This is a genomic window from Roseateles sp. GW821-FHT09G09 (genome assembly GCF_059415965.1).
Genome location: NZ_JBWKOG010000003.1, coordinates 301222 through 320112, shown reverse-complemented (window position 1 = coordinate 320112; position 18891 = coordinate 301222). Strand labels below are relative to the sequence as shown.

The window sequence follows — 18891 nt, the reverse complement described above, 5'->3', positions numbered from 1 at the left end:
CGCGCGCGGTCGCACCATCTGGCCGGCGCGTCGTCAGCGCAGCTGCAGCAGCACGCCCCAGCGCTGCTGGTTGAGATCGGATTTCTCGCAGGTGGCGTCCTCGGCGCACGGGGTGCCGGGGCGCGGTCGGTTCATCGGTGCGCTCGCGTAGTGGCGGTGGGACAGCAGGCCGGCCTCGTTGACCATCAACTGGCGGCGCGTGACGGCCTGCAGCACGTTGCCGCCGATCGATTCGATCTTCAACGACTGGCGGTCGACCGACACCACGACGTCGCAATGCGATTTGGTGCGGGTGTCGATGCGATCGGCCAGGGCCATCCAATCTGCGAAGGTGTCGAGTTCGGGCTTGCCGCGGGAGTAGCAGATCAGATCGCCGACGCGCGGCGCGGTGCGCCGGATGTCGCAGGCGCGGAAGGCATAGCCGGGCGTGTCGCGCAGCGCGCCGCCGATGTAGACGGCATGCGCGCCGGAGAAGTGGAAGGCCTGGTCGCCCAGCCCCGCCTGGTGCATCACGAACGAGATGAAGGCGCCCGACCACGGCGAGTCGGCGATCGCGGCGCGCACGAGCGCCTCGCGCATCTGTTCCGCCTGCGGCGCATCGGCCGGCACGGCGGCGAGCAGCGGACCGAGCGCTTCGACGCGACTCGTGTCGGCCGAATGCGGATCGTCCAGGAGGCCGGGCGCCCACTTGAAGTCACGCAGGCCGAGGATGCCGGGCCGGTGCTGCTCCAAGGTCTGCCAGTACTGCCAGACCCGTCGCCACGCATAACGGTCGGCGGGCGGCGCGGCGTCGCCGTCGGCGGCGCGCAGCGGCTCGGTCTCCGTCTCCACCGAGCCGAATTTCCACAGGCGCCCGTGCGCATCGATGCGATGGCCGTTGAAGCGCTGATATTCCTGCATTGCCGCTGACGCGATGCGCGCGGCGATCTCGGGCGAAGGACCTGGCGCCTCGCACGACTGCGCCCCCGCCAGCGCGGGGATCAGCATCGGCGTCAAGGCCAGCACGGCGCGGACAAGGAAGCAAAACGGTCGGAAGGTCATCGGCGCGGAGGGGACATGAGGTCGCGCGCATTGTGGAAGCGCCCCGTTCCGCCACCCATGCCAATCCACAGGGCGGGCATTCCACGCGGCTATCGCCGAGCGGCGTCGGTTCGCCGGGCCCCGCGGCCGCACGATCCCGCGATCCCAACCTTCGGAGGCTACTTCCTGCGCCCGGTCGCCCTCAGCAGGAGCAGCGTCACCAGCCCGGTGAGCAGGACGATCAAGCCGACGACGACCCAGAACCCATGCGGATGCTCCAGCAAGGGCAGCCCGCCGACGTTCATGCCGAACAGGCCGCTGATCAGGTTGATCGGCAACGCCAGCACGGTGACCATCGTCAGCACGTACAGGGTCTGGTTGTTTTCCTGCGCCACGCGCGCCGAGGTCTCGTCCTGCACCGCCCGGATGCGTTCCTGGAGCGCCTGGATATCGCGCAGCACCAGCGCGAATTCCTCGCTCGCCTGCTGGAGCTGCTGCTTGTCCCGCTCCGCCACCCACTCCGGCGGGTTCGACAGCATGCGCAGCAGCGCGCTGGGCTCCGGCGCGAGCAGCCGCTGCAGCCGCACCATCAACCGCCGCAGCGCGGCGACTTCCGACCCATGGCCCGCGTGGCGCCCGGCCAGCAGCGCGTCCTCGATGTCGTCGACCCGTTCGGTAGCCTGACGCACGATGCGCTGGAGCTCGTCGGCCTGGTCGCGCAGCAGGTGGTCCAGCAGCGCGACGCTGGACCTCGGCCGGTCGCCGCGCTTGATCGCCATCCTCAGGCGGTCGACCGAACGCAGCGGCGCACGCCGCACGCTCAGCACCAGGTGCTCGCTGACCTGCATCCACAGCGTGGAGACATCGCCCACGTCGAACGCGAAATCGAAGGTCACGTCGTTGAGCACGGCGAACAGGTGTTCGCCGACGCGCTCGATGCGCGACGAGCGCGAGCCCTGCTGCTGCGCCTCGTCGAAGCTCTCGGCCAGCGCGGCGTTGCGGCGCAGCCAGGGCAGCGCGCCGGCATGCGACAGGTTCAGGTGCAGCCACAGATAGCCGCCGTCGGGCTGCGAGAGCCGGGCCTGCGCCTGGGCGAGCGTCGGCAACGCCTCGGTGGGCCGGTCCGGATGGATCCAGAACCCGCAGATCAGGCCGTGCTCGTCGCCGCCGTAGGGGCCGGCGAACGCGCCGGCCAATGCGCCAGCCAACGGGCCGGCCGGTCCCGCCGGCAGTTGCGTCGTGTCATTCATCGCCATCCGCGGATGGTAGACGTGCGATGGCCTCCCCCATGCGGACCCGCTGCCCGACCTGCAAGCCCGCCGAGAGGTTCACGCCCGGCGGGAGGAACACGATGATCGTCGAGCCCTGCTCGAACCAGCCCATCTCCTCGCCCCGCACGTGCGCATGGTCGACGTCGAATCGATGCGGGCCGGGATGGTCCGGGCGCAGCGTCAGGTCCAACGCATGCAGGCGCAGGCTCGCGACCAGGATGGCCGCCACGGGTACCAGCGCGATCGGGGTGCCGTCGGGCAGCGTGCACTCGACGGCGGCACGGACGTTGCGGCAGAACAGGCGCTCCACCCGCTTGAGCGCGATCGGATTGACGTTCCAGGTGTCGCCGGCGATGTGCGTGACGCGCCGCAGGCGCAAGTCGGCCGGCGCGTGGAAGCGGTGGTACATCGCCGAGGTCAGCCGCAGCGTCACATAGCTGCCGTTGAGGTAGGGCGCGGCCCGCGTGGCGTCGCCGAACAGGTCGGCGATGCGGTAGTCCATGCCCTTGGCCTGGAGCGCCATTCCCCGCGTGACCGGGCCGTGCGCCCCGACGATGGCGTCGCAGGGGCTGACGATGGTCCCCGGCGCCGGGTCGACCGGCCGCCGTCCCGGCTTCAGGCGGCGCGTGAACACGTCGCGCAGCGACCGGTAGCCGTGCGCGGGCGGCTCCGCCTCGCTCAGGTCGAGGTCGGTGAACATCCGCCAGACGGCGACGCTGAAACGCGTCAGCGCGGGGCTGTCGATCCCGGCGTACCAGCCCATGAAGCGGGTCAGCGCCAGGCGGGGAACCCGGTTGGTGAGCAGGAAGTTGAGGGACTCTTGCTGGGTCAGACGGTCGCGCCAGCGGGCCAGTTTCATTGACATGTCAATTCCGTCGGATACACCCCGGTAATTTGCCAACGCTGTGTGACAGCTGAACGAGGCTCCGGAGGCCCATGCCCATGTCGACGACGTTCTTCACCTTTGACCTCTTGCCCGTGGCCGCGGCCGCGGCCGGGCTGTTGGCGCTCTACTACGCGCCGACCGGCTGGCGCCGCCTGCAGCTCTCCCGCGCCAAGCACCCGTCGCTGGCGGGCCACTCGCGGATGGCGGTCCGGCTGGCGCGCCTGATGCCGACGCAGCGCTTCGACGACGCGCACTTCTTCAACGCGGACGACGCGCCGGCCGACATCGTCGCGGCACGCCGGTCCAGCTTCGCCGCGCTGTCGCGCACGCTGAAGACGCGCCACGCGCGCAGCATCGCCGCGACGCAGTCGATGAAGCCGTCGCTGCCGGATCTCCAGTTCACCAGCAGCTACCGGGTGCCCCCATCGTTCAGTCCGCTGGTGCAGCGCGAGCTGCCGCTGGGGCCGGTGATGGTCGCCAGCGACGGTCACTGGCTGACCGACCTCGACGGCGAGCGCTTCATCGACCTGGCGGGCAGCTACGGCGTGAACCTGTTCGGCTACGCCTTCTATCAGCGCTGCATCGCCGAGGGCGCGGCCCGCGTCGACGCGCTGGGGCCGGTGCTCGGCGTCTATCACCCGCTGGTCGAGGACAACGTGCGCCGCATCCTGTCCCATGCGCGGATGGACCAGCTGTCCTTCCACATGTCCGGCACCGAGGCGGTGATGCAGGCGGTGCGGCTGGCGCGGTACCACACGGGGAAGACGCACCTCGTGCGCTTCTGCGGCGCCTACCACGGCTGGTGGGACGAGGCACAGCCCGGCCCCGGCAATCCGCTGCCGGCCGAGCGCACCTACACGCTGCGCGACATGCACGAACGCAGCCTGCAGGTGCTGCGCACCCGACGCGACATCGCCTGCGTGCTGGTGAACCCGCTGCAGGCGCTGCATCCGAACAAGCCGGCGCCGGGTGACGGCTCGCTGGTCGACAGCTCCCGGCGCGCCTCCTACGACAAGGCCGCCTACGCCGCCTGGCTGCGCGAGCTGCGCCAAGTCTGCACCGAGCGCGGCATCGCGCTGATCTTCGACGAGGTGTTCATGGGCTTCCGCCTCGGCGCGGGCGGCGCACAGGCCTACTTCGGCGTGCAGGCGGACCTGGTGACCTACGGCAAGACGCTGGGCGGCGGACTGCCGGTGGGCGTGGTCTGCGGCCGCGCGGCGTGGATGAAGCGCTTCCGCGACGAGCGCCCCGCCGACGTCTGCTTCGCACGCGGCACCTTCAACACGCATCCGTACGTGATGGGCGCGATGTCGGTGTTCCTCGACGCCTTGGAAGACCCCGAGCGCCTGTGCCAGCTCGATGAGCAGGACGCGCAGCAGGATGGCCGGCGCGCGCGGCTGAACGCGGTGCTCGAGGCGGAACGGCTGCCGCTGCGCGCGGCCAACATGTCGTCGATCTGGACGCTCTACTACACCGAGCCGTCGCGCTACAACTGGATGCTCCAGTACTTCCTGCGCGAGCAGGGCCTCGCGCTGAGCTGGGTGGGCACCGGCCGACTGATCTTCAGCCTGGACTTCAGCGACGCGGACTTCGACGAGGTCCAGCGCCGCATCGTCGCCGCGGCCCGCGCGATGCGCGACGGCGGCTGGTGGAGCAACCCGGCCCTGCCGACCAACAAGGCGATCAAGCGACGGCTGCTGATGGAGACGCTGGGGCTGCGCAACTGACCGCGCGGACATCCCCCACCGCGTCTCCTCACTTCCCCCAACGTCTCCCCCAACGCTTCCCCACAAAGCGGGGCGCTTCGACATTCATTGACGAATGTCAGAACGCCTCGTTGTCATTGGCAAGGTGTGATTCCTAGACTGCTTCGCCTTGCATGCGCATCTGCGCGTGCCACGAGGAGCTGTCACATGTATTCCGCGTTTTCGATTGCCAATGCCTTCATCGAGCGAGCGCTTGCTCGCCGAATTCCAGATCTATCATCCATGAAGCTGCAGAAGCTGATGTACTTCGCGCAAGCGCATCACCTCAAGCGCTGGGGACGCCCGTTGTTCGAAGACACCTTCACGCGCGGGCGATTCGGTCCGATGCTGCCTTCGATCCTCCACCAGGTGAAGGCCTATGGGACACGACCGATCACCCAGACGATCAGGGCCCTCTCCGGGGACAACGACCGCGACAACTGGTGCACGCCGACACTGCCGGCCGAACACGTGGACGCGCACCACTTCATCGACCAGATCACCAGCATGTATGGCGGTTGTTCCGCACAAGCCCTCTCCGATCTGACTCATCTTCCCGGGTCGGCCTGGTCGCACAGGGGAGCAGACAGCAGCCCCATCTCTAACACCATGATCCGCAACGATCCGACGCTGTCAGGAGAGTTCAGTGTCTGAGCAGTCCGATCTCGATCACATGGAGCCCGCGCCTCCTATCGACGGCGACGACGACGGCATGCCTGCCCAGATCACCGCCGACATGAAGGCAAATCGGCAACTCCGACGCCGCTATGCGGGCCGGGCCTATGGCCTTGCGACAGGCTGCCTCTGCATGTGGTCCTTGCTGCTGTCCGCGCAAGGCGTCGTCAAGACAATGACAGGCATCGAGATGTGGTCCGACCAAGTCCTCATCGCCGTCACCACCGGCGTCACCGTCAGCGTGCTGGCGGCGTTCCTGGGGGTGATCCGAGGGCTGTTTCCGGGGAAGGACGAGCGCGCTCCCGCGCCTCCTTGACGACCTCCTCGATCGCCTTCACGACGACCTCCGGCTTGTCCCGCTGGATGTAGTGCCCCGACCCCTCCACCGGCTGGAGCGCCTTGCCACCGACCAGCGGCAGCCAGTTCGGTTCCAGGTTGTGCACCATCGTCTCGAACCCGCTCGCCGTCTCCGTCGGCGAATAGACCGTGCGCGTCAGCACCCGCACCGGCACCTGCGGCCGCGGTTTCTGCCACAGCGTGTCGATGCAGTCCTGCTGCTGCAGGAACTCCGCCTGCATCATCCCCCGGAACACCCGACGGCTCATGTTGTCCAGCATGTTGGCCATCACCGGCACCTCGACCTGCATGCGTCGCAGGTGCAAGGGATGCGTCGCGTCGACGAGCACGATGCCCGCGACCTCATCCGGATAGAGCCGCGAGAACGCGTACTGGTACAGCCCGCCGATCGAGTGGCCGACCAGCACGTACGGCGGCTTGATGCCGGCGCTCTGCAGCAGCCCGTGCAGCTCCGTCGCGATGCCGCAGGGATTGCGCGGCACCGGCGGCGTGGCGGTGCTGTCCCCATACCCGGGGCGGTCGTAGGCGAAGACGCTGTAGTCGGCGCGCAGCTCGTTCAGGACCGTCGCCCATGGATCCCGGCCGTCGCCCAGCCCCGATTGCAGGACGATCGTCGGCTCGCCGTGACCCACCTTGGTGAAGACGATCGGGCCGCCGGTCACCCGCTGGTTGCCGGTGTTGGGCATGGGACTGGCACAACCGGCCAGGACGGTGATCGCGGCCATCGCGGCGACTGCGGCGACCGCGGCGATCGCGCGCGAAAGGGCCGACGCCAACGACATCGGCGCCCGAAGGCGCCGTACAACTCCAGACATGCGGGAACTCCTTCTTCCGGCGAACCGGCCCGTTCCCCTATCTGCCCACATCTGTCCGCGTCTGCGCGCGATCCCCGCGAAGGGAGGACCGCGCCGCGCGTCATCCCTGGTGGATCAGGCCGCCTGCTCGCCGTTGCCGGCATTGTGCCCATCGCCGCGCGGCCACAGCGCCGGATCCAGCCGCTCACCGCGCAACAGTTGCAACGGCGCGCGGTGGTAGAGCTGGATGTCGTGGAAGGGATCCGTGATGATCTTCGTCGCCCAGGCCAGGCCGGTGCGCAGGTCGCGGATCACGGCCAGCTGCAGCACGCGGAACACCAGCCCGCCCACTCCCAGCCAGAACCACAGCAGGCCCAGCTGATGCAGGTAGTCGGTGAAGCTGGCGGCCGGCGCGAACAGGCCGAACAGTCCGGGCTTCAGCCAGAGCGCGACCGGCGATGCCGCCCACAGCGCCATCAGCACGACCTTGCGGCGCAGGTTGTAGCCGATCTTGATCTCTTCCTTGTGTTCGTGCGTCGCCTGGTTGACGTGGTCGTAGCCTTTGGGCTCGAAGAAGAAGTGGCCGGCCTGGCGGCTGGTCATCGACACGCCCCATGCCAGCAGCGCCGACCAGGCGGGATCCACCAGCAGCAGCCCGTAGGCGACCACGAAGCAGCAGGCGCTCAGCAGGTGCAGCGACTGGTTGATGCGGCAATGATGGTAGTAGCGGTGGTCGTCCCAACGCTGTTCATTCAGAAGTGCCAGAAAATCCTTCATGGGGGCCTCGTCCGTGAAATGAGCGGTGAGCGTGACGCCAGTCGATGGCAATGCCGTGATGGCACGATGATGCATCGATGACGGACACGTGGCGACTGTGTCGATGCGGCGTGTCAGGCGCATGACGGGCGGGACCGTCACAGAACTGTTGCGTTCGCGTCCCATCATGCGCGCCATGACGACACCGGCGATCGAACTCGAAGTCGACGAGCTCCCCACAAGGCAGCGGCATTTCCGCGTCGCGGTCGTGACGGAGACCTACCCGCCCGAGGTCAACGGCGTGGCGCGCAGCATCGCCTGTGTCGTCCAGGGTCTCCAGGCCCGCGATCACGCGGTGCAGCTGCTGCGCCCGCGCCAGGCGCCCGCCGGCATGCCGGCCCTGCCCGACGCGCCGATCGACGAGGTGCTGATGCGCGGCCTGGCCGTGCCCCGCTACCCGCACCTGCGCATGGGCGTCGTGTCCAAGCGCACGCTGGTCAACCTCTGGGCCAGCAAGCGCCCCGACATCGTCCACATCGCCACGGAAGGCCCGATGGGCTGGTCGGCCCTCCAGGCCGCCCGCCAGCTCAAGCTGCCGGTGGTGTCGGAATTCCGCACCAACTTCCACGCCTACGCCCAGCACTACGGCATCGGCTGGCTGCGCCGACCGCTGCTCGCCTACCTGCGCAAGTTCCACAATCGTTGCCACTCGACGATGGTGCCCAACGCCGCCCTCGCCGGCGAGCTGATGGCGCAAGGTTTCCGCCACGTGAGCGTCATCGCTCGAGGTGTCGATACCCAACTCTTCCACCCTTCGCATCGCAGCGATGCGCTGCGGGAAAGCTGGGGCGCAGCCCCTGGCGATCCCGTGCTGCTGCACGTCGGCCGGCTCGCTGCGGAGAAGAACCTCCAGTTGCTCGTCGATCTCTGGCCGGCGATCCGCCAGCGGCATCCGCGCGCGCGCCTCGTGCTGGTGGGGGACGGCCCCGCACGGGCTGATTTCCAGCAGCTCCTGCCGCCGTCGACCAACGTCGTCTTCGCCGGCATGAAGCATGGCGAGGATCTGGCCGCCTGCTACGCCAGCGGTGACCTGTTCGCCTTCCCCAGCATCACCGAGACCTACGGCAACGTGACGCCTGAAGCGCTCGCCAGCGGCCTGCCCGTCATGGCCTACCAATACGCCGCGGCGGCGCTGCTGGTGCGCGACGGTCTCAACGGTGGTCTTGCGCCCTTCAACGATCCGGCCACCTTCCAGGCGCGCGCGCTCTCGCTGCTCGATGATCTGCCTCGCCTCCGCGCCATGCGCCTGGCGGCCCGGGCGAGCGCGGAGTCGCTCGACTGGGACGGCATCGTCCAGGGCATCGAGCACGTGTACGCCTCGGCCATCGACGGGACCTCCGTCGCCATGCGAGTGGGATCGCAATTGTCCGCAGGGATGGAAGCTCGCGCGCTTTGAGCACCGGACAGAGGGAGCCCCGGCCGCCGGCGGAGACGGCTTCGGCGCTCAACTCACTTCGTTCGCCTTCGGCTCACTGCGTTCAGACAGAACGCGCCTGGTCAGCTCCGAGGCCGTCTCCGCCGGCGGCCGGGGCTCCCTCCGCCCGCGAATCACCGAGTCGACACACGATCAGGACCAAGACACCCGCGAAGACGAAGACACCCAGCCCACTCATCAGCCAGACCAGCGGAACACCCATCGCTTGCAGCAGCGCGTAGGCGCCCAGCATCAGCAGGATGCTCAGGTTCTCATTGAAGCCCTGCACCGCGATCGACCGTCCCGCGCTCAGGATCTGCACGCCGCGGTGCTGCAGCAACGCATTCATCGGTACCACCATCGCGCCGCCGACCGCGCCGACCATCACCATTGCCGGCAAGGCCCAGCCGAGCGACGTGACCCACGGCGTTGCCAGCATCAGCGCACCCAGCATCAGCCCCAGCGGCATCACCCGCAGCGAGTGATGCAGCGCAATCCACCGGCCGGCAAGACCTGCCCCCGCGACAACGCCGATCGCCACCGTCGCCTGCAGATAGGCGCCTTGATTGAGCCTCAAACCCAGCACGTCCTGCGCCCACTGCAGCACCGCCAGTTGCAGCGTCGCGCCGGCGCCCCAGAACAGCGTCGTCATGGAGAGCGACAGCCGCCCGCCCTGCCGGTCGCGCCACAGGGCCCGATTCGAGATCTGGAAATCGCGCAGGACCTCGCCCATCCGACGCGGCGGCTTCGGATAGACGATGCCGCTCTCCGGCACGCGGAGCTGCAGCGCCGCGGCCAGCGCATAGACGCCCAGCAGCGCGCACAACGACGCGGTCAGCGGCCGGGCGACGCCCAGTTCCCCGATAGCGGCTATCCACCAGGGACTGACCAGCAGCCCGCCCACCATCGTGCCCAACAGCACGGAGCAGACCACCGACACCTCGATCCACCCGTTCGCCGCCACCAGCCGCGTCGGCGGCACGATCTCCGTGATCAAGCCGTATTTCGCCGGCGCGTAGCAGGCGGCCGCGATGCCGACGATCCCGAACGCGAGCAGCGGATCCAGCCCCGCCGCCATGGCGCCGACGCCGACCGCCTTCAACCCGTTCATGCAGGTCATCAGCACCACCTTGGGCCACGCGTCGGCGATCAGCCCGACCACCGGCGCCAGTCCCACATAGGCCAGCGTGAAGCACAGCTTCAGCAGCGGCGCCCACCAGACGGGCTGGCCCATCTCCCGCAGCAGCGCGATGCCGACGATCAGGAGCGCGTTGTCGGCCAATGCGGAAAAGAACTGGGCGGCGATGAGGGTGTGGAAACGTGGGGGCATGGGCGCGGGGGGTGCGCCGCGAGTCTGCGTCGGCGCCGTGACCGCGTGTTGACAACGAATTGACACGCGCCCCGCGCGCACCCACCCGGCACCCCCTCCACGATCAGCGACAATCCGCCCCCTATGTTCGCCCTGTTCGAAGACGCCGGAAAATTCCTCGCCGGCCGCATCCTGTCCGAAGCCGATTCCTCGATGCAGATCGAGCTCGAATCCGGAAAGCGCGTCAAAGTGAAGGCCGCCCATGTCCTGCTCAAGTTCGACAAGCCCTCCCCGGCCGAACTGATCGCGGACGGACAGCGCCTGGCCGAGGAGATCGACCTCGACCTCGCCTGGGAGTTCGCGCCGGAAGGCGAGTTCGGTTTTGCCGACCTCGCCCGCGACTACTTCGACGCCAAGTCCACGCTCGCCCAGCAGGCCGGCGCGCTGTTCCGGCTGTTCGAGGCGCCGCACTACTTCCGCCGCATGGGCAAGGGCCAGTTCAAGAAGGCCCCGGCCGAGACGGTCAAGGCCGCCTTGCTCGGCATCGAACGCAAGAAGCAGATCGCCGCGCAGATCGAGCAATGGGCCGCCGAACTGGCCGAGGGCCGCTGCCCCGAGCCGATCGCCGACCAGATCTACAAGATCCTGTTCCGCCCGGACAAGAACGGCCCGGAATACAAGGCGGTCGTCGAGGCCGCCAAGCGCAGCCACAAGGCGCCGCTGGACCTGCTCAAGGATGCCGGCGCGATCGCCAGCCCCTACCAGTTCCACTGGAAGCGCTTCCTCTTCGAACATTTCCCGAAGGGCACGAACTTCCCCGCGCTGTCCGCGCCCGAGATCAAGGACGCGCTGCCGCTCGCCCCGGTCCGTGCCTTCTCGATCGACGATTCGGCCACGACCGAGATCGACGACGCGCTGTCCGTCCAGGGACTGGGCACCGGCACGGTGATCTTCGGCGTGCACATCGCCGCGCCGGGCCTGGCGATCCAGCCGGACTCGCCGGTCGACAAGGTCGCCCGCGAACGCTTCTCCACCGTCTACATGCCGGGCTGGAAGCTGACGATGCTGCCCGACGACGTCGTCCAGGCGTATACGCTGATCGAGGGCCGCGACTGCCCCGCGGTCAGCATCTACCTGACGATGGACGAGGCGACGCTGGAGATCACCGCGCGCGAGACGAAGCTCGACCGCGTGCCCATCGCGGCCAACCTGCGTCACGACAAGCTCGACGACGTCATCACCGACGCGACGCTGACCGGCGACGCGCCGGCCAACTACGACTTCGCGCCGGAACTGGCCTTCGCCTACCGGCTGGCCAAGGACCTCAAGGCCAAGCGCGAGATCGTGCGCGGCAAGCCTGAGACCTTCAACCGCCCGGACTACAACTTCCGCCTCGACAACGAGGGCGTGGAACCCGTCGGCGCCGAGCAGGTCAGCATCACGACGCGCAAGCGCGGCACCGCGCTGGACCTGATCGTGGCCGAGGCGATGATCCTGGCCAACTCGAGCTGGGGCGGCTTCCTCGCCGACTGCGGCGTGCCCGGCATCTACCGCAGCCAGGCCAGCCTCGCCCCCGGCATCAAGGTCCGCATGGGCACCAAGCCCGCGCCGCACGCCGGCATGGGTGTCGCGCAGTACACCTGGGCGACCTCGCCGCTGCGCCGCTACGTCGACCTGGTCAACCAGTGGCAGATCATCGCCTGCGCCCGCCACGGCAAGACCGCCGCGCTGGCTGCGCCGTTCAAGCCGAAGGACGCGGCGCTGTTCTCGGTCATCTCGGGCTTCGACGCCGCCTACAGCGCCTACAACGGCTTCCAGTCCGGCATCGAGCGCTACTGGACGCTGCGCTATCTGCAGCAGCAGGGCATCACCGAACTGACCGCGTCCGTCCTGAAGGACGGCCTGGTCCGCGCCGACGAGCTGCCGCTGGTGTTCCGCGCGCTCGGTTGCGAGAACCTGCCGCGCAACGCCCACGTGAAGGTGCGCATCACTGGCCTCGATGAGTTGACGCTGGACCTGCACGCCAACCTGGTCGAACGCCTCGACGCCGAAGCCGCGCCAGCCACCGTCGACGAAGGCGCCGACGAGGACGAGGAACCCAGCGGCGTGCTGACGCTGGCGATCGACGTCAACGACGACGGCACGGACGCCGCCAAGGGCGGCGACAGCGCGGCGGCTCCGCCCGCGTCCGCCGCGCCCGCTGCTTCCTGATCCTCCCTTGTTCAAGATGCCCAAGCTCAGCCTTTTGCACTACGCGCTGATCGCCTCGGCCGGGGTGCACCTGGGCCTGGGGACATTGAAGCTCGTGGCGCCGGAACAGTTCGACCGGATCTTCCAGGACGAACCGCTCGAGGTGGTCCTCGTCAACGCGCGCGGGCAGGAGGCGCCGACCAAGGCGCAGGCGCTCGCGCAGGCCAACCTGGCCGGCGGCGGGGAACTGTCCGCCAATGTGCGGGCGACGTCGCCCCTTGCGCCGTCGCCGCTCGAGGAGACCGGCGACAGCATCGAACTCCAGAAGAGCCAGATCCAACAGCTGCAGCAGGCGCAGGAACAGCTGCTGACCGTGCTGCGCCGGCAGCTGGCCTTGCTGCCGCCGCCGGATCCCGCCCGGGAGAAGAGCACCGCCGAAGGCCGCCAGATCGCCGAGCACCGCCGGCAGCTGGTCCAGACGCTGGCGGAGATCGAGAAGCGCGTGAACACCGAGAACGCGCGGCCGAAGAAGCGCTACGTCAGTCCCGCGACGCGCGAGACCGTGCATGCGCTCTATTACGACCAGTTGCGTCGCCGGATCGAGGCGCGCGGCACGCGCGACTTCCCCAGCTACCAGGGTCGCAAGCTCTACGGCGAACTCACGATGAACATCCAGGTCGACTACCGCGGCCGTGTCGTCGACACGGAAATCGTCCAGGGCTCGGGCAACGCGGTGCTGGACCGTCGCGCCGTCGCCATCGTGCGGGCGAGCGGACCGTTCGGCCAGTTCACGTCGGAGATGCGGCGCGGCGCGGAGGTCCTCGTGATGACCTTCCGCTTCCGGTTCAATCGCGACGAGAGCGTGGAAACGACGCTCAGCACCCAACCGTCCTGAGCGCGCCCGGCACCAGTCGCCCCGTCCTGTCCTCCAGGGAAATGCCATGAGCGCTGATCCGTCCGCATCGACCTCCAACCCGGTTGCCAATGGCAGTGCGGGCATCGACCGCTACGTGGTCGCCGGCAATCCGGTGGCGCACAGCCGCTCGCCCGAGATCCACGCCACTTTCGCCGCGCAGACCGGCCAGTCGCTGATCTATGAACGACTGCTCTGCCCGCTCGACGGCTTCGAGGCATCGATCCGCGCGTTCGTCGCCGCCGGCGGTCGGGGCTGCAACGTGACCGTGCCGTTCAAGTTCGAGGCTTTCCGCCTGGCGGTCCGCAGGACACCCCGTGCGCAATTGGCCGGCGCGGTCAACACCTTCCGTTTCGACGACGCTTCAGCGGGCGGATGGCTCGGCGACAACACCGACGGCGCCGGCCTGCTCGCCGACATCGAACGCAACGCCGCGCGTCCGCTGCGCGGCCAGCGCGTGCTGCTGATCGGCGCCGGCGGCGCCTCGGCGGGCGTGCTCGGCAGCTTGATCACCGGCCGGCCGGCGGAGATCCGCGTCGTCAACCGCAATGCCGACAAGGCCCTCGCGCTGGCCGACAGCCATTGGGCCTGGGCCGCGGAACACGGCGTGCGCCTGAGCGCCGGCGGCCTCGACGCCCCGGCGCCCGAAGGACGCCACGAGGTGGTGATCAACGGCACCAGCGCCTCGCTCAGCGGCGCCGGACTGCCACTGCCCGATCCGGACGCGCCGGTGCTCGCGCGCGGCGGTCTGGCCGTCGACATGATGTACGGCCCGTCGACGGCGCCCTTCCTCGACTGGGCCGCCGGCCAGGCCGGTTCCGGCGGCGCGCAGCGCGACGGCCTGGGCATGCTGGTCGAGCAGGCGGCCGAGGCCTTCCTCCTCTGGCGCGGCGTGCGCCCCGACAGCGCGACGGTGCTCGCGGACCTCCGCCAGCGACTGGCGCCTCACTGAGGTCACCAGGCATGAAACAGTTCTGGCGCCTTGCCGGGATGCTGCTGGTCAGCGTCCTCTGCCTGCAGCTTTTCTTCGCGGCGCGCATCGCGCTGATGGCGGTCGTGTCGCCGCAGTCGACGACCTTCCAGCGCTCCGAGGCCATGCGTTTGCTGCGCGAGAAGCATCAGATCCTCTGGTCCCAGCAATGGGTCGACGACGCGCTGATCAGCCGCAACCTCAAGCGCGCGGTGATCGCGAGCGAGGACGCCGGCTTCAACGAGCACGGCGGCGTCGACTGGGACGCGCTCGAAAAGGCCTGGGACAGGAACCAGCGCGCCCAGGAGCAGGCCGACAAGCGCGCCGCCCGGCTCGCCAAGACCAATCCCGCCAAGCCGCCGCCCGTCCCGAAGGTCATCGGCGGATCGACGATCTCGCAGCAGCTGGCCAAGAACCTCTTCCTGAATTCCGAGCGCCATCTGGCGCGCAAGGGCCAGGAACTGGTGCTGACGCTGATGCTGGAAACGATGCTCAGCAAGCAGCGCATCCTCGAGATCTACCTGAACAACGTCGAGTGGGGCGAAGGCGTGTTCGGCGCCCAGGCCGCGGCGCGTCACTACTACCGGGTCGACGCGTCCAGGCTCGGGACCAACCAGGCGGCGCGGCTCGCGGTGATGCTGCCGGCACCGAAGCGGTTCGAGAAGCGCCCAGGTTCGCCTTATGTGCTTGGCCGTGCTGGCACCATCGAGGCCCGGATGGGCGGCGTCGAGGTACCCTGAGGTCCCGCACCCGACTTTCACGCGCCCTCCGGACCGCCCGACCCGGGCCGGGAGACCGCCATGACATCCGAACTGACGATCGAGATCGCCGCCACCGCCGCCCGGCTGGTGGTGGAGGAAGGCCTGGAATACGGCCCCGCCAAGTCCCGCGCGCTCAAGGTGCTGGGGCTGCCGCCCCGCACCGCGCTGCCCAACAACGACGAGCTCGAGGACCAGGTCCGCGAGTACCTGGACATCTTCTGCGCCGAGACCCAGCCCGCCGAACTGCAGGCCTTGCGCGAGCTGGCCGCCGTCTGGATGGAGCGCCTGGCCGAGTTCCGGCCGCACATCACCGGCGCCGTCTGGCGCGGCACCGCCACGCGGCTGTCGCCCATCCACCTGCAGCTCTATTGCGATGACAGCAAATCGACGGAGATCGCGCTGCTGAACCAGGGCATCGATTTCGACGTCGGTCAATCGCGCAACGCGAAGGGCGCCATCGTGGACCAGTTGATCATCGACGCGCCCTGCCGCGCGCTGAACGAACGTGTCGCGATCGCCCTGACCATCCTGGACCATGACGACCTGCGCGGCGGGCTCAAGCCCGATGCGCGCGGCCGGACCGAACGCGGCGACCTTGCCGCGCTGCGCCAACTGATGACTGCGAAGGACGATTGAATGCAACGACGTGCTGTTCTGGGTCTGGGGGCCGCGGGCCTGGTGGCGGCGGGTGCGGGCACCTACCTCGCCCTGCATCATGAAAAGCAGGCGGCCCAGGGCGGTGCCGGCGCCACCGCCCCCGCCGGCCCGCTGTCGGCGGAAGCCGCGGCCTTCTGGAACGCCAGCTTCGACGCCCTGGACCAGCAGACCTACCAACCGGCCGCCCACCTGCGCGGCAAGCCGCTGCTGCTGAACTTCTGGGCCACCTGGTGCGCGCCCTGCGTCAAGGAACTGCCCGAGATCAACCAGTTCCACGACGAGTTCAGCGCGCAAGGCTGGCAGGTGCTCGGGCTGGCCGTGGACGCACCGACGCCGGTGCGCGGCTTCCTGGAGAAAATTCCGCTGAAGTTCCCCGTCGCGCTGGCCGGATTGACCGGAACCGACCTGTCGAAGACCTTGGGCAACGCCAAGGGCGGGCTGCCGTTCACCGTCGCCTTCGGTCCTCAAGGCGAACCGATCTGGCGCAAACTCGGCGCGACAAACCTTGAGGAATTGCGCGCGATGGCGCGGGGCAGCCAAGCCTGACCGCGGGTCAACCCCTAGAAGGAGCGGTCTGCGGCCATAGCGGGCGCCCCCAAGCGGGTCAAGCGGTTTATTTTTGGTTTGCTGCCGGGATCTGGTCTCAAAACGCGTAAAGTCCACCCTTTTACGCTTCTAGTGTCTTCGCTCTAATTGGCGGGACCGGTCGCTGAATGCAAGTCCTGGTACTACACGGCCCCAACCTCAATCTGCTCGGCACCCGCGAGCCTGGGGTGTATGGCGCGACCACTTTGGCGGAGATCGATACAGATCTTCGCCAGATCGCGCAGGAAGCCGGCGTAGCCCTGGAGAGCTATCAGAGCAACCACGAAGGTGCGCTGGTGGACCGCATTCAGGCGGCGGGTCGCGATGGAACGCGCTTCATCCTGATCAATCCGGCGGCCTACACCCACACCAGCGTCGCGATCCGCGATGCGCTGGCGGCGGTGGCGCTGCCCTTCGTCGAGGTGCACCTGTCCAATATCCACAAGCGCGAACCGTTCCGCCATCACAGCTACCTGTCGGCGCTTGCGGAAGGCGTGATCTGCGGCCTGGGTCCGACCGGTTACCGGCTGGCCCTGCAGTTCGCGCTTCAACAATTGAGCCGGCCAGCCTCGTCCGCCTGAGCGCCGCAGCCCGTCGATCCGCGTCGCGGGCTGGAAGACATCACCGAAGATCACCACCGATCACCGATCCCCGTTGGAGAGTTCTTATGGATTTGCGCAAGCTCAAGACCCTGATCGACCTCGTGTCCGAGTCGAACATTTCTGAACTTGAAATCACCGAAGCCGATGGCAAGGTGCGCATCGTCAAGTCCGATGGCCAGCCCCTCGTGGCCGCCATGCCCATGATGCAAGCCGCGCCGCAGGCGGCCGCCCAGCCGGTCGCCGCGCAGCCCGCCGCCGCCGCGGCGCCCGTCGCCGCGCCGGCCCCGGCCGTCGAGACCGGCCACATCGTCAAGTCGCCGATGGTCGGCACCTTCTACCGCGCCTCCAGCCCGAACGCCAAGCCGTTCGCCGAGGTCGGCCAGCAGGTCAAGGAAGGCGACGCCATCTGCATCATCGAGGCGATGAAGATCATGAACGAGATCGAAGCCGACAAGTCCGGCACGATCGTCAAGATCCTGGCCGAGAACGGCCAGCCGGTGGAATACGGCCAGTCGCTGATCGTCATCGAGTAAGGCGGTCCGAGATGTTCAAGAAGATCCTCATCGCGAATCGCGGGGAGATCGCTTTGCGAATCCAGCGCGCGTGTCGCGAGCTGGGCGTGAAGTCGGTCGTCGTGTATTCGGAAGCGGACCGCGACGCGAAGTACGTGAAGCTGGCCGACGAGGCCGTCTGCATCGGCCCCGCACCGTCCGCGCAGAGCTACCTGTCGATGCCGGCCATCATCGCGACGGCCGAAGTCACCGACGCCGAGGCGATCCACCCCGGCTACGGCTTCCTGTCGGAGAACGCCGACTTCGCCGAACGCGTCGAGCGCAGCGGCTTCACCTTCATCGGCCCGACCCCGGAGAACATCCGGACCATGGGCGACAAGGTCTCGGCCAAGCAGGCCATGATCAAGGCCGGCGTGCCCTGCGTGCCGGGCTCGGAAGGCGCCCTGCCCGACGACCCGAAGGAGGTCGTCCGCATCGCCCGCGCGATCGGTTATCCGGTCATCATCAAGGCGGCCGGCGGCGGCGGCGGACGCGGCATGCGCGTCGTCCACACCGAGGCCGCCCTGGTCAACGCGGTGCAGATGACCAAGGCCGAGGCGGCCGCGGCCTTCGGCAATCCGCAGGTCTACATGGAGAAGTTCCTGGAGCATCCGCGTCACGTGGAGATCCAGGTGCTGGCCGACGGGCAGAAGAACGCCGTCTGGCTGGGCGAGCGCGACTGCTCGATGCAGCGCCGCCACCAGAAGATCATCGAGGAAGCGCCGGCACCGGGCATCCCGCGCCGCCTGATCGAGCGCGTGGGCGACCGCTGCTCCGCCGCCTGCAAGAAGATGGGCTACCGCGGCGCGGGCACCTTCGAGTTCCTGTACGAGGACGGCGAGTTCTACTTCATCGAGATGAACACCCGCGTGCAGGTCGAGCACCCGGTGACGGAGCTGGTGACCGGCATCGACATCGTGCAGATGCAGATCCGCATCGCCGCGGGCGAGAAGCTGCCCTTCACGCAGCGCAACATCACGATGCGCGGCCACTCGATTGAGTGCCGGATCAACGCCGAGGACCCGGTCAAGTTCATCCCGTCGCCGGGACGGATCACGATGTGGCATCCGCCGGGCGGCCCCGGCGTGCGTGTGGACTCGCATGCGTACACCAACTACTTCGTGCCGCCGAACTACGACTCGATGATCGGCAAGATCATCGTCCACGGCGACACCCGCGAGCAGGCGCTGGCCCGCATGCGGATCGCGCTGTCGGAGACCGTGATCGAAGGCATCCAGACCAACATCCCGCTGCACCGCGAGCTCATGGCCGATGCGAAGTTCATCGAGGGTGGCACCGACATCCACTATCTCGAACAGTGGATGGCCGCGCACAAACGTTGATCTCGCGCTAAGCGACAATACCGAGGCCCTCA

19 protein-coding genes are annotated in these 18891 nt (G+C 68.5%); 13 read left to right on the top strand and 6 right to left on the bottom strand.

What is annotated here, in order from left to right:
• Positions 1 to 33 precede the first annotated feature (33 nt).
• From AC07O8_RS09900 to asd, 3 genes are all read right to left on the bottom strand, one after another.
• Complete coding sequence (locus AC07O8_RS09900) at positions 34 to 1041, bottom strand: DUF2272 domain-containing protein (RefSeq protein WP_495047849.1); 1008 nt, start codon at positions 1039 to 1041, stop codon at positions 34 to 36.
• Between the two features lie 158 nt (positions 1042 to 1199).
• A complete protein-coding gene (locus AC07O8_RS09895; protein ID WP_495047848.1) occupies positions 1200 to 2270 on the bottom strand; it encodes a transporter in 1071 nt (356 codons plus the stop codon).
• Complete coding sequence (asd, locus tag AC07O8_RS09890; RefSeq protein WP_495047847.1) at positions 2263 to 3156, bottom strand: archaetidylserine decarboxylase; 894 nt, start codon at positions 3154 to 3156, stop codon at positions 2263 to 2265. The genes AC07O8_RS09895 and asd overlap by 8 nt, the downstream gene beginning before the upstream one ends.
• A gap of 77 nt (positions 3157 to 3233) precedes the next feature.
• Between asd and AC07O8_RS09885 the strand changes: the two genes are divergently transcribed.
• The 3 genes from AC07O8_RS09885 (at position 3234) to AC07O8_RS09875 (ending at position 5913) form a co-directional block, all read left to right on the top strand.
• Positions 3234 to 4904: an aminotransferase class III-fold pyridoxal phosphate-dependent enzyme gene (locus AC07O8_RS09885; protein WP_495047846.1), complete on the top strand. Its 1671-nt coding sequence runs from the start codon at positions 3234 to 3236 to the stop codon at positions 4902 to 4904.
• Between the two features lie 261 nt (positions 4905 to 5165).
• Positions 5166 to 5576 (top strand): Panacea domain-containing protein, encoded by a 411-nt coding sequence (locus tag AC07O8_RS09880; protein WP_495047845.1) that lies wholly within the window; start codon positions 5166 to 5168, stop codon positions 5574 to 5576.
• Positions 5569 to 5913 (top strand): hypothetical protein, encoded by a 345-nt coding sequence (locus AC07O8_RS09875; RefSeq protein WP_495047844.1) that lies wholly within the window; start codon positions 5569 to 5571, stop codon positions 5911 to 5913. Before AC07O8_RS09880 ends, AC07O8_RS09875 begins: the two co-directional genes overlap by 8 nt.
• Here the strand turns inward: AC07O8_RS09875 and AC07O8_RS09870 are convergent.
• Together AC07O8_RS09870 and AC07O8_RS09865 are read right to left on the bottom strand one after the other, a co-directional pair.
• Positions 5834 to 6769 (bottom strand): alpha/beta fold hydrolase, encoded by a 936-nt coding sequence (locus tag AC07O8_RS09870; RefSeq protein WP_495047843.1) that lies wholly within the window; start codon positions 6767 to 6769, stop codon positions 5834 to 5836. The genes AC07O8_RS09875 and AC07O8_RS09870 overlap by 80 nt on opposite strands.
• A 114-nt stretch (positions 6770 to 6883) precedes the next feature.
• Positions 6884 to 7525: a hypothetical protein gene (locus tag AC07O8_RS09865; protein ID WP_495047842.1), complete on the bottom strand. Its 642-nt coding sequence runs from the start codon at positions 7523 to 7525 to the stop codon at positions 6884 to 6886.
• 166 nt (positions 7526 to 7691) lie between these two features.
• Here AC07O8_RS09865 and AC07O8_RS09860 point away from each other — a divergent pair, with 166 nt between their 5' ends.
• Positions 7692 to 8960 carry a glycosyltransferase family 4 protein gene (locus tag AC07O8_RS09860; protein WP_495047841.1) on the top strand — a complete coding sequence of 423 codons (1269 nt, stop codon included), beginning with the start codon at positions 7692 to 7694 and terminating at the stop codon, positions 8958 to 8960.
• An 82-nt stretch (positions 8961 to 9042) separates the two neighbouring features.
• On the opposite strand, the gene lplT is transcribed toward AC07O8_RS09860, so the two are convergent.
• Positions 9043 to 10308, bottom strand: a complete 1266-nt coding sequence (gene lplT, locus AC07O8_RS09855; RefSeq protein WP_495047840.1) for a lysophospholipid transporter LplT — start codon at positions 10306 to 10308, stop codon at positions 9043 to 9045.
• 123 nt (positions 10309 to 10431) lie between these two features.
• Between lplT and AC07O8_RS09850 the strand changes: the two genes are divergently transcribed.
• From AC07O8_RS09850 to accC, 9 genes are all read left to right on the top strand, one after another.
• Positions 10432 to 12498: a ribonuclease catalytic domain-containing protein gene (locus AC07O8_RS09850; protein WP_495047839.1), complete on the top strand. Its 2067-nt coding sequence runs from the start codon at positions 10432 to 10434 to the stop codon at positions 12496 to 12498.
• Positions 12499 to 12514: 16 nt separating this feature from the next.
• A complete protein-coding gene (locus tag AC07O8_RS09845; RefSeq protein ID WP_495048130.1) occupies positions 12515 to 13372 on the top strand; it encodes an energy transducer TonB in 858 nt (285 codons plus the stop codon).
• Positions 13373 to 13418: 46 nt separating this feature from the next.
• Positions 13419 to 14342: a shikimate dehydrogenase gene (gene aroE, locus AC07O8_RS09840; RefSeq protein WP_495047838.1), complete on the top strand. Its 924-nt coding sequence runs from the start codon at positions 13419 to 13421 to the stop codon at positions 14340 to 14342.
• Positions 14343 to 14353: 11 nt separating this feature from the next.
• Positions 14354 to 15100, top strand: a complete 747-nt coding sequence (gene mtgA, locus AC07O8_RS09835; RefSeq protein ID WP_495047837.1) for a monofunctional biosynthetic peptidoglycan transglycosylase — start codon at positions 14354 to 14356, stop codon at positions 15098 to 15100.
• 60 nt (positions 15101 to 15160) lie between these two features.
• Positions 15161 to 15757, top strand: coding sequence for a hypothetical protein (locus AC07O8_RS09830; RefSeq protein WP_495047836.1), 597 nt, complete (start codon positions 15161 to 15163; stop codon positions 15755 to 15757).
• Positions 15758 to 16324, top strand: a complete 567-nt coding sequence (locus AC07O8_RS09825) for a TlpA family protein disulfide reductase (protein ID WP_495047835.1) — start codon at positions 15758 to 15760, stop codon at positions 16322 to 16324.
• 167 nt (positions 16325 to 16491) lie between these two features.
• On the top strand, positions 16492 to 16944 hold the full coding sequence (gene aroQ / locus AC07O8_RS09820) for a type II 3-dehydroquinate dehydratase (RefSeq protein WP_495047834.1): 453 nt from the start codon (positions 16492 to 16494) through the stop codon (positions 16942 to 16944).
• Between the two features lie 86 nt (positions 16945 to 17030).
• Positions 17031 to 17498, top strand: coding sequence for an acetyl-CoA carboxylase biotin carboxyl carrier protein (gene accB / locus AC07O8_RS09815; RefSeq protein WP_495047833.1), 468 nt, complete (start codon positions 17031 to 17033; stop codon positions 17496 to 17498).
• An 11-nt stretch (positions 17499 to 17509) separates the two neighbouring features.
• Positions 17510 to 18859, top strand: a complete 1350-nt coding sequence (gene accC / locus AC07O8_RS09810) for an acetyl-CoA carboxylase biotin carboxylase subunit (protein ID WP_495047832.1) — start codon at positions 17510 to 17512, stop codon at positions 18857 to 18859.
• Positions 18860 to 18891: the final 32 nt, after the last annotated feature.

Bases quoted from the DNA above. Each gene is read 5' to 3' on its own strand.
- AC07O8_RS09895 (WP_495047848.1), bottom strand. From the start codon at position 2,270: ATGAATGACACGACGCAACTGCCGGCGGGACCGGCCGGCCCGTTGGCT.
- aroE (WP_495047838.1), top strand. From the start codon at position 13,419: ATGAGCGCTGATCCGTCCGCATCGACCTCCAACCCGGTTGCCAATGGC.
- asd (WP_495047847.1), bottom strand. From the start codon at position 3,156: ATGTCAATGAAACTGGCCCGCTGGCGCGACCGTCTGACCCAGCAAGAG.
- AC07O8_RS09865 (WP_495047842.1), bottom strand. From the start codon at position 7,525: ATGAAGGATTTTCTGGCACTTCTGAATGAACAGCGTTGGGACGACCAC.
- mtgA (WP_495047837.1), top strand. From the start codon at position 14,354: ATGAAACAGTTCTGGCGCCTTGCCGGGATGCTGCTGGTCAGCGTCCTC.
- AC07O8_RS09845 (WP_495048130.1), top strand. From the start codon at position 12,515: ATGCCCAAGCTCAGCCTTTTGCACTACGCGCTGATCGCCTCGGCCGGG.
- AC07O8_RS09830 (WP_495047836.1), top strand. From the start codon at position 15,161: ATGACATCCGAACTGACGATCGAGATCGCCGCCACCGCCGCCCGGCTG.
- AC07O8_RS09885 (WP_495047846.1), top strand. From the start codon at position 3,234: ATGTCGACGACGTTCTTCACCTTTGACCTCTTGCCCGTGGCCGCGGCC.
- accC (WP_495047832.1), top strand. From the start codon at position 17,510: ATGTTCAAGAAGATCCTCATCGCGAATCGCGGGGAGATCGCTTTGCGA.
- AC07O8_RS09870 (WP_495047843.1), bottom strand. From the start codon at position 6,769: ATGTCTGGAGTTGTACGGCGCCTTCGGGCGCCGATGTCGTTGGCGTCG.
- AC07O8_RS09880 (WP_495047845.1), top strand. From the start codon at position 5,166: ATGAAGCTGCAGAAGCTGATGTACTTCGCGCAAGCGCATCACCTCAAG.
- AC07O8_RS09850 (WP_495047839.1), top strand. From the start codon at position 10,432: ATGTTCGCCCTGTTCGAAGACGCCGGAAAATTCCTCGCCGGCCGCATC.
- aroQ (WP_495047834.1), top strand. From the start codon at position 16,492: ATGCAAGTCCTGGTACTACACGGCCCCAACCTCAATCTGCTCGGCACC.
- lplT (WP_495047840.1), bottom strand. From the start codon at position 10,308: ATGCCCCCACGTTTCCACACCCTCATCGCCGCCCAGTTCTTTTCCGCA.
- AC07O8_RS09825 (WP_495047835.1), top strand. From the start codon at position 15,758: ATGCAACGACGTGCTGTTCTGGGTCTGGGGGCCGCGGGCCTGGTGGCG.
- AC07O8_RS09860 (WP_495047841.1), top strand. From the start codon at position 7,692: ATGCGCGCCATGACGACACCGGCGATCGAACTCGAAGTCGACGAGCTC.
- AC07O8_RS09900 (WP_495047849.1), bottom strand. From the start codon at position 1,041: ATGACCTTCCGACCGTTTTGCTTCCTTGTCCGCGCCGTGCTGGCCTTG.
- accB (WP_495047833.1), top strand. From the start codon at position 17,031: ATGGATTTGCGCAAGCTCAAGACCCTGATCGACCTCGTGTCCGAGTCG.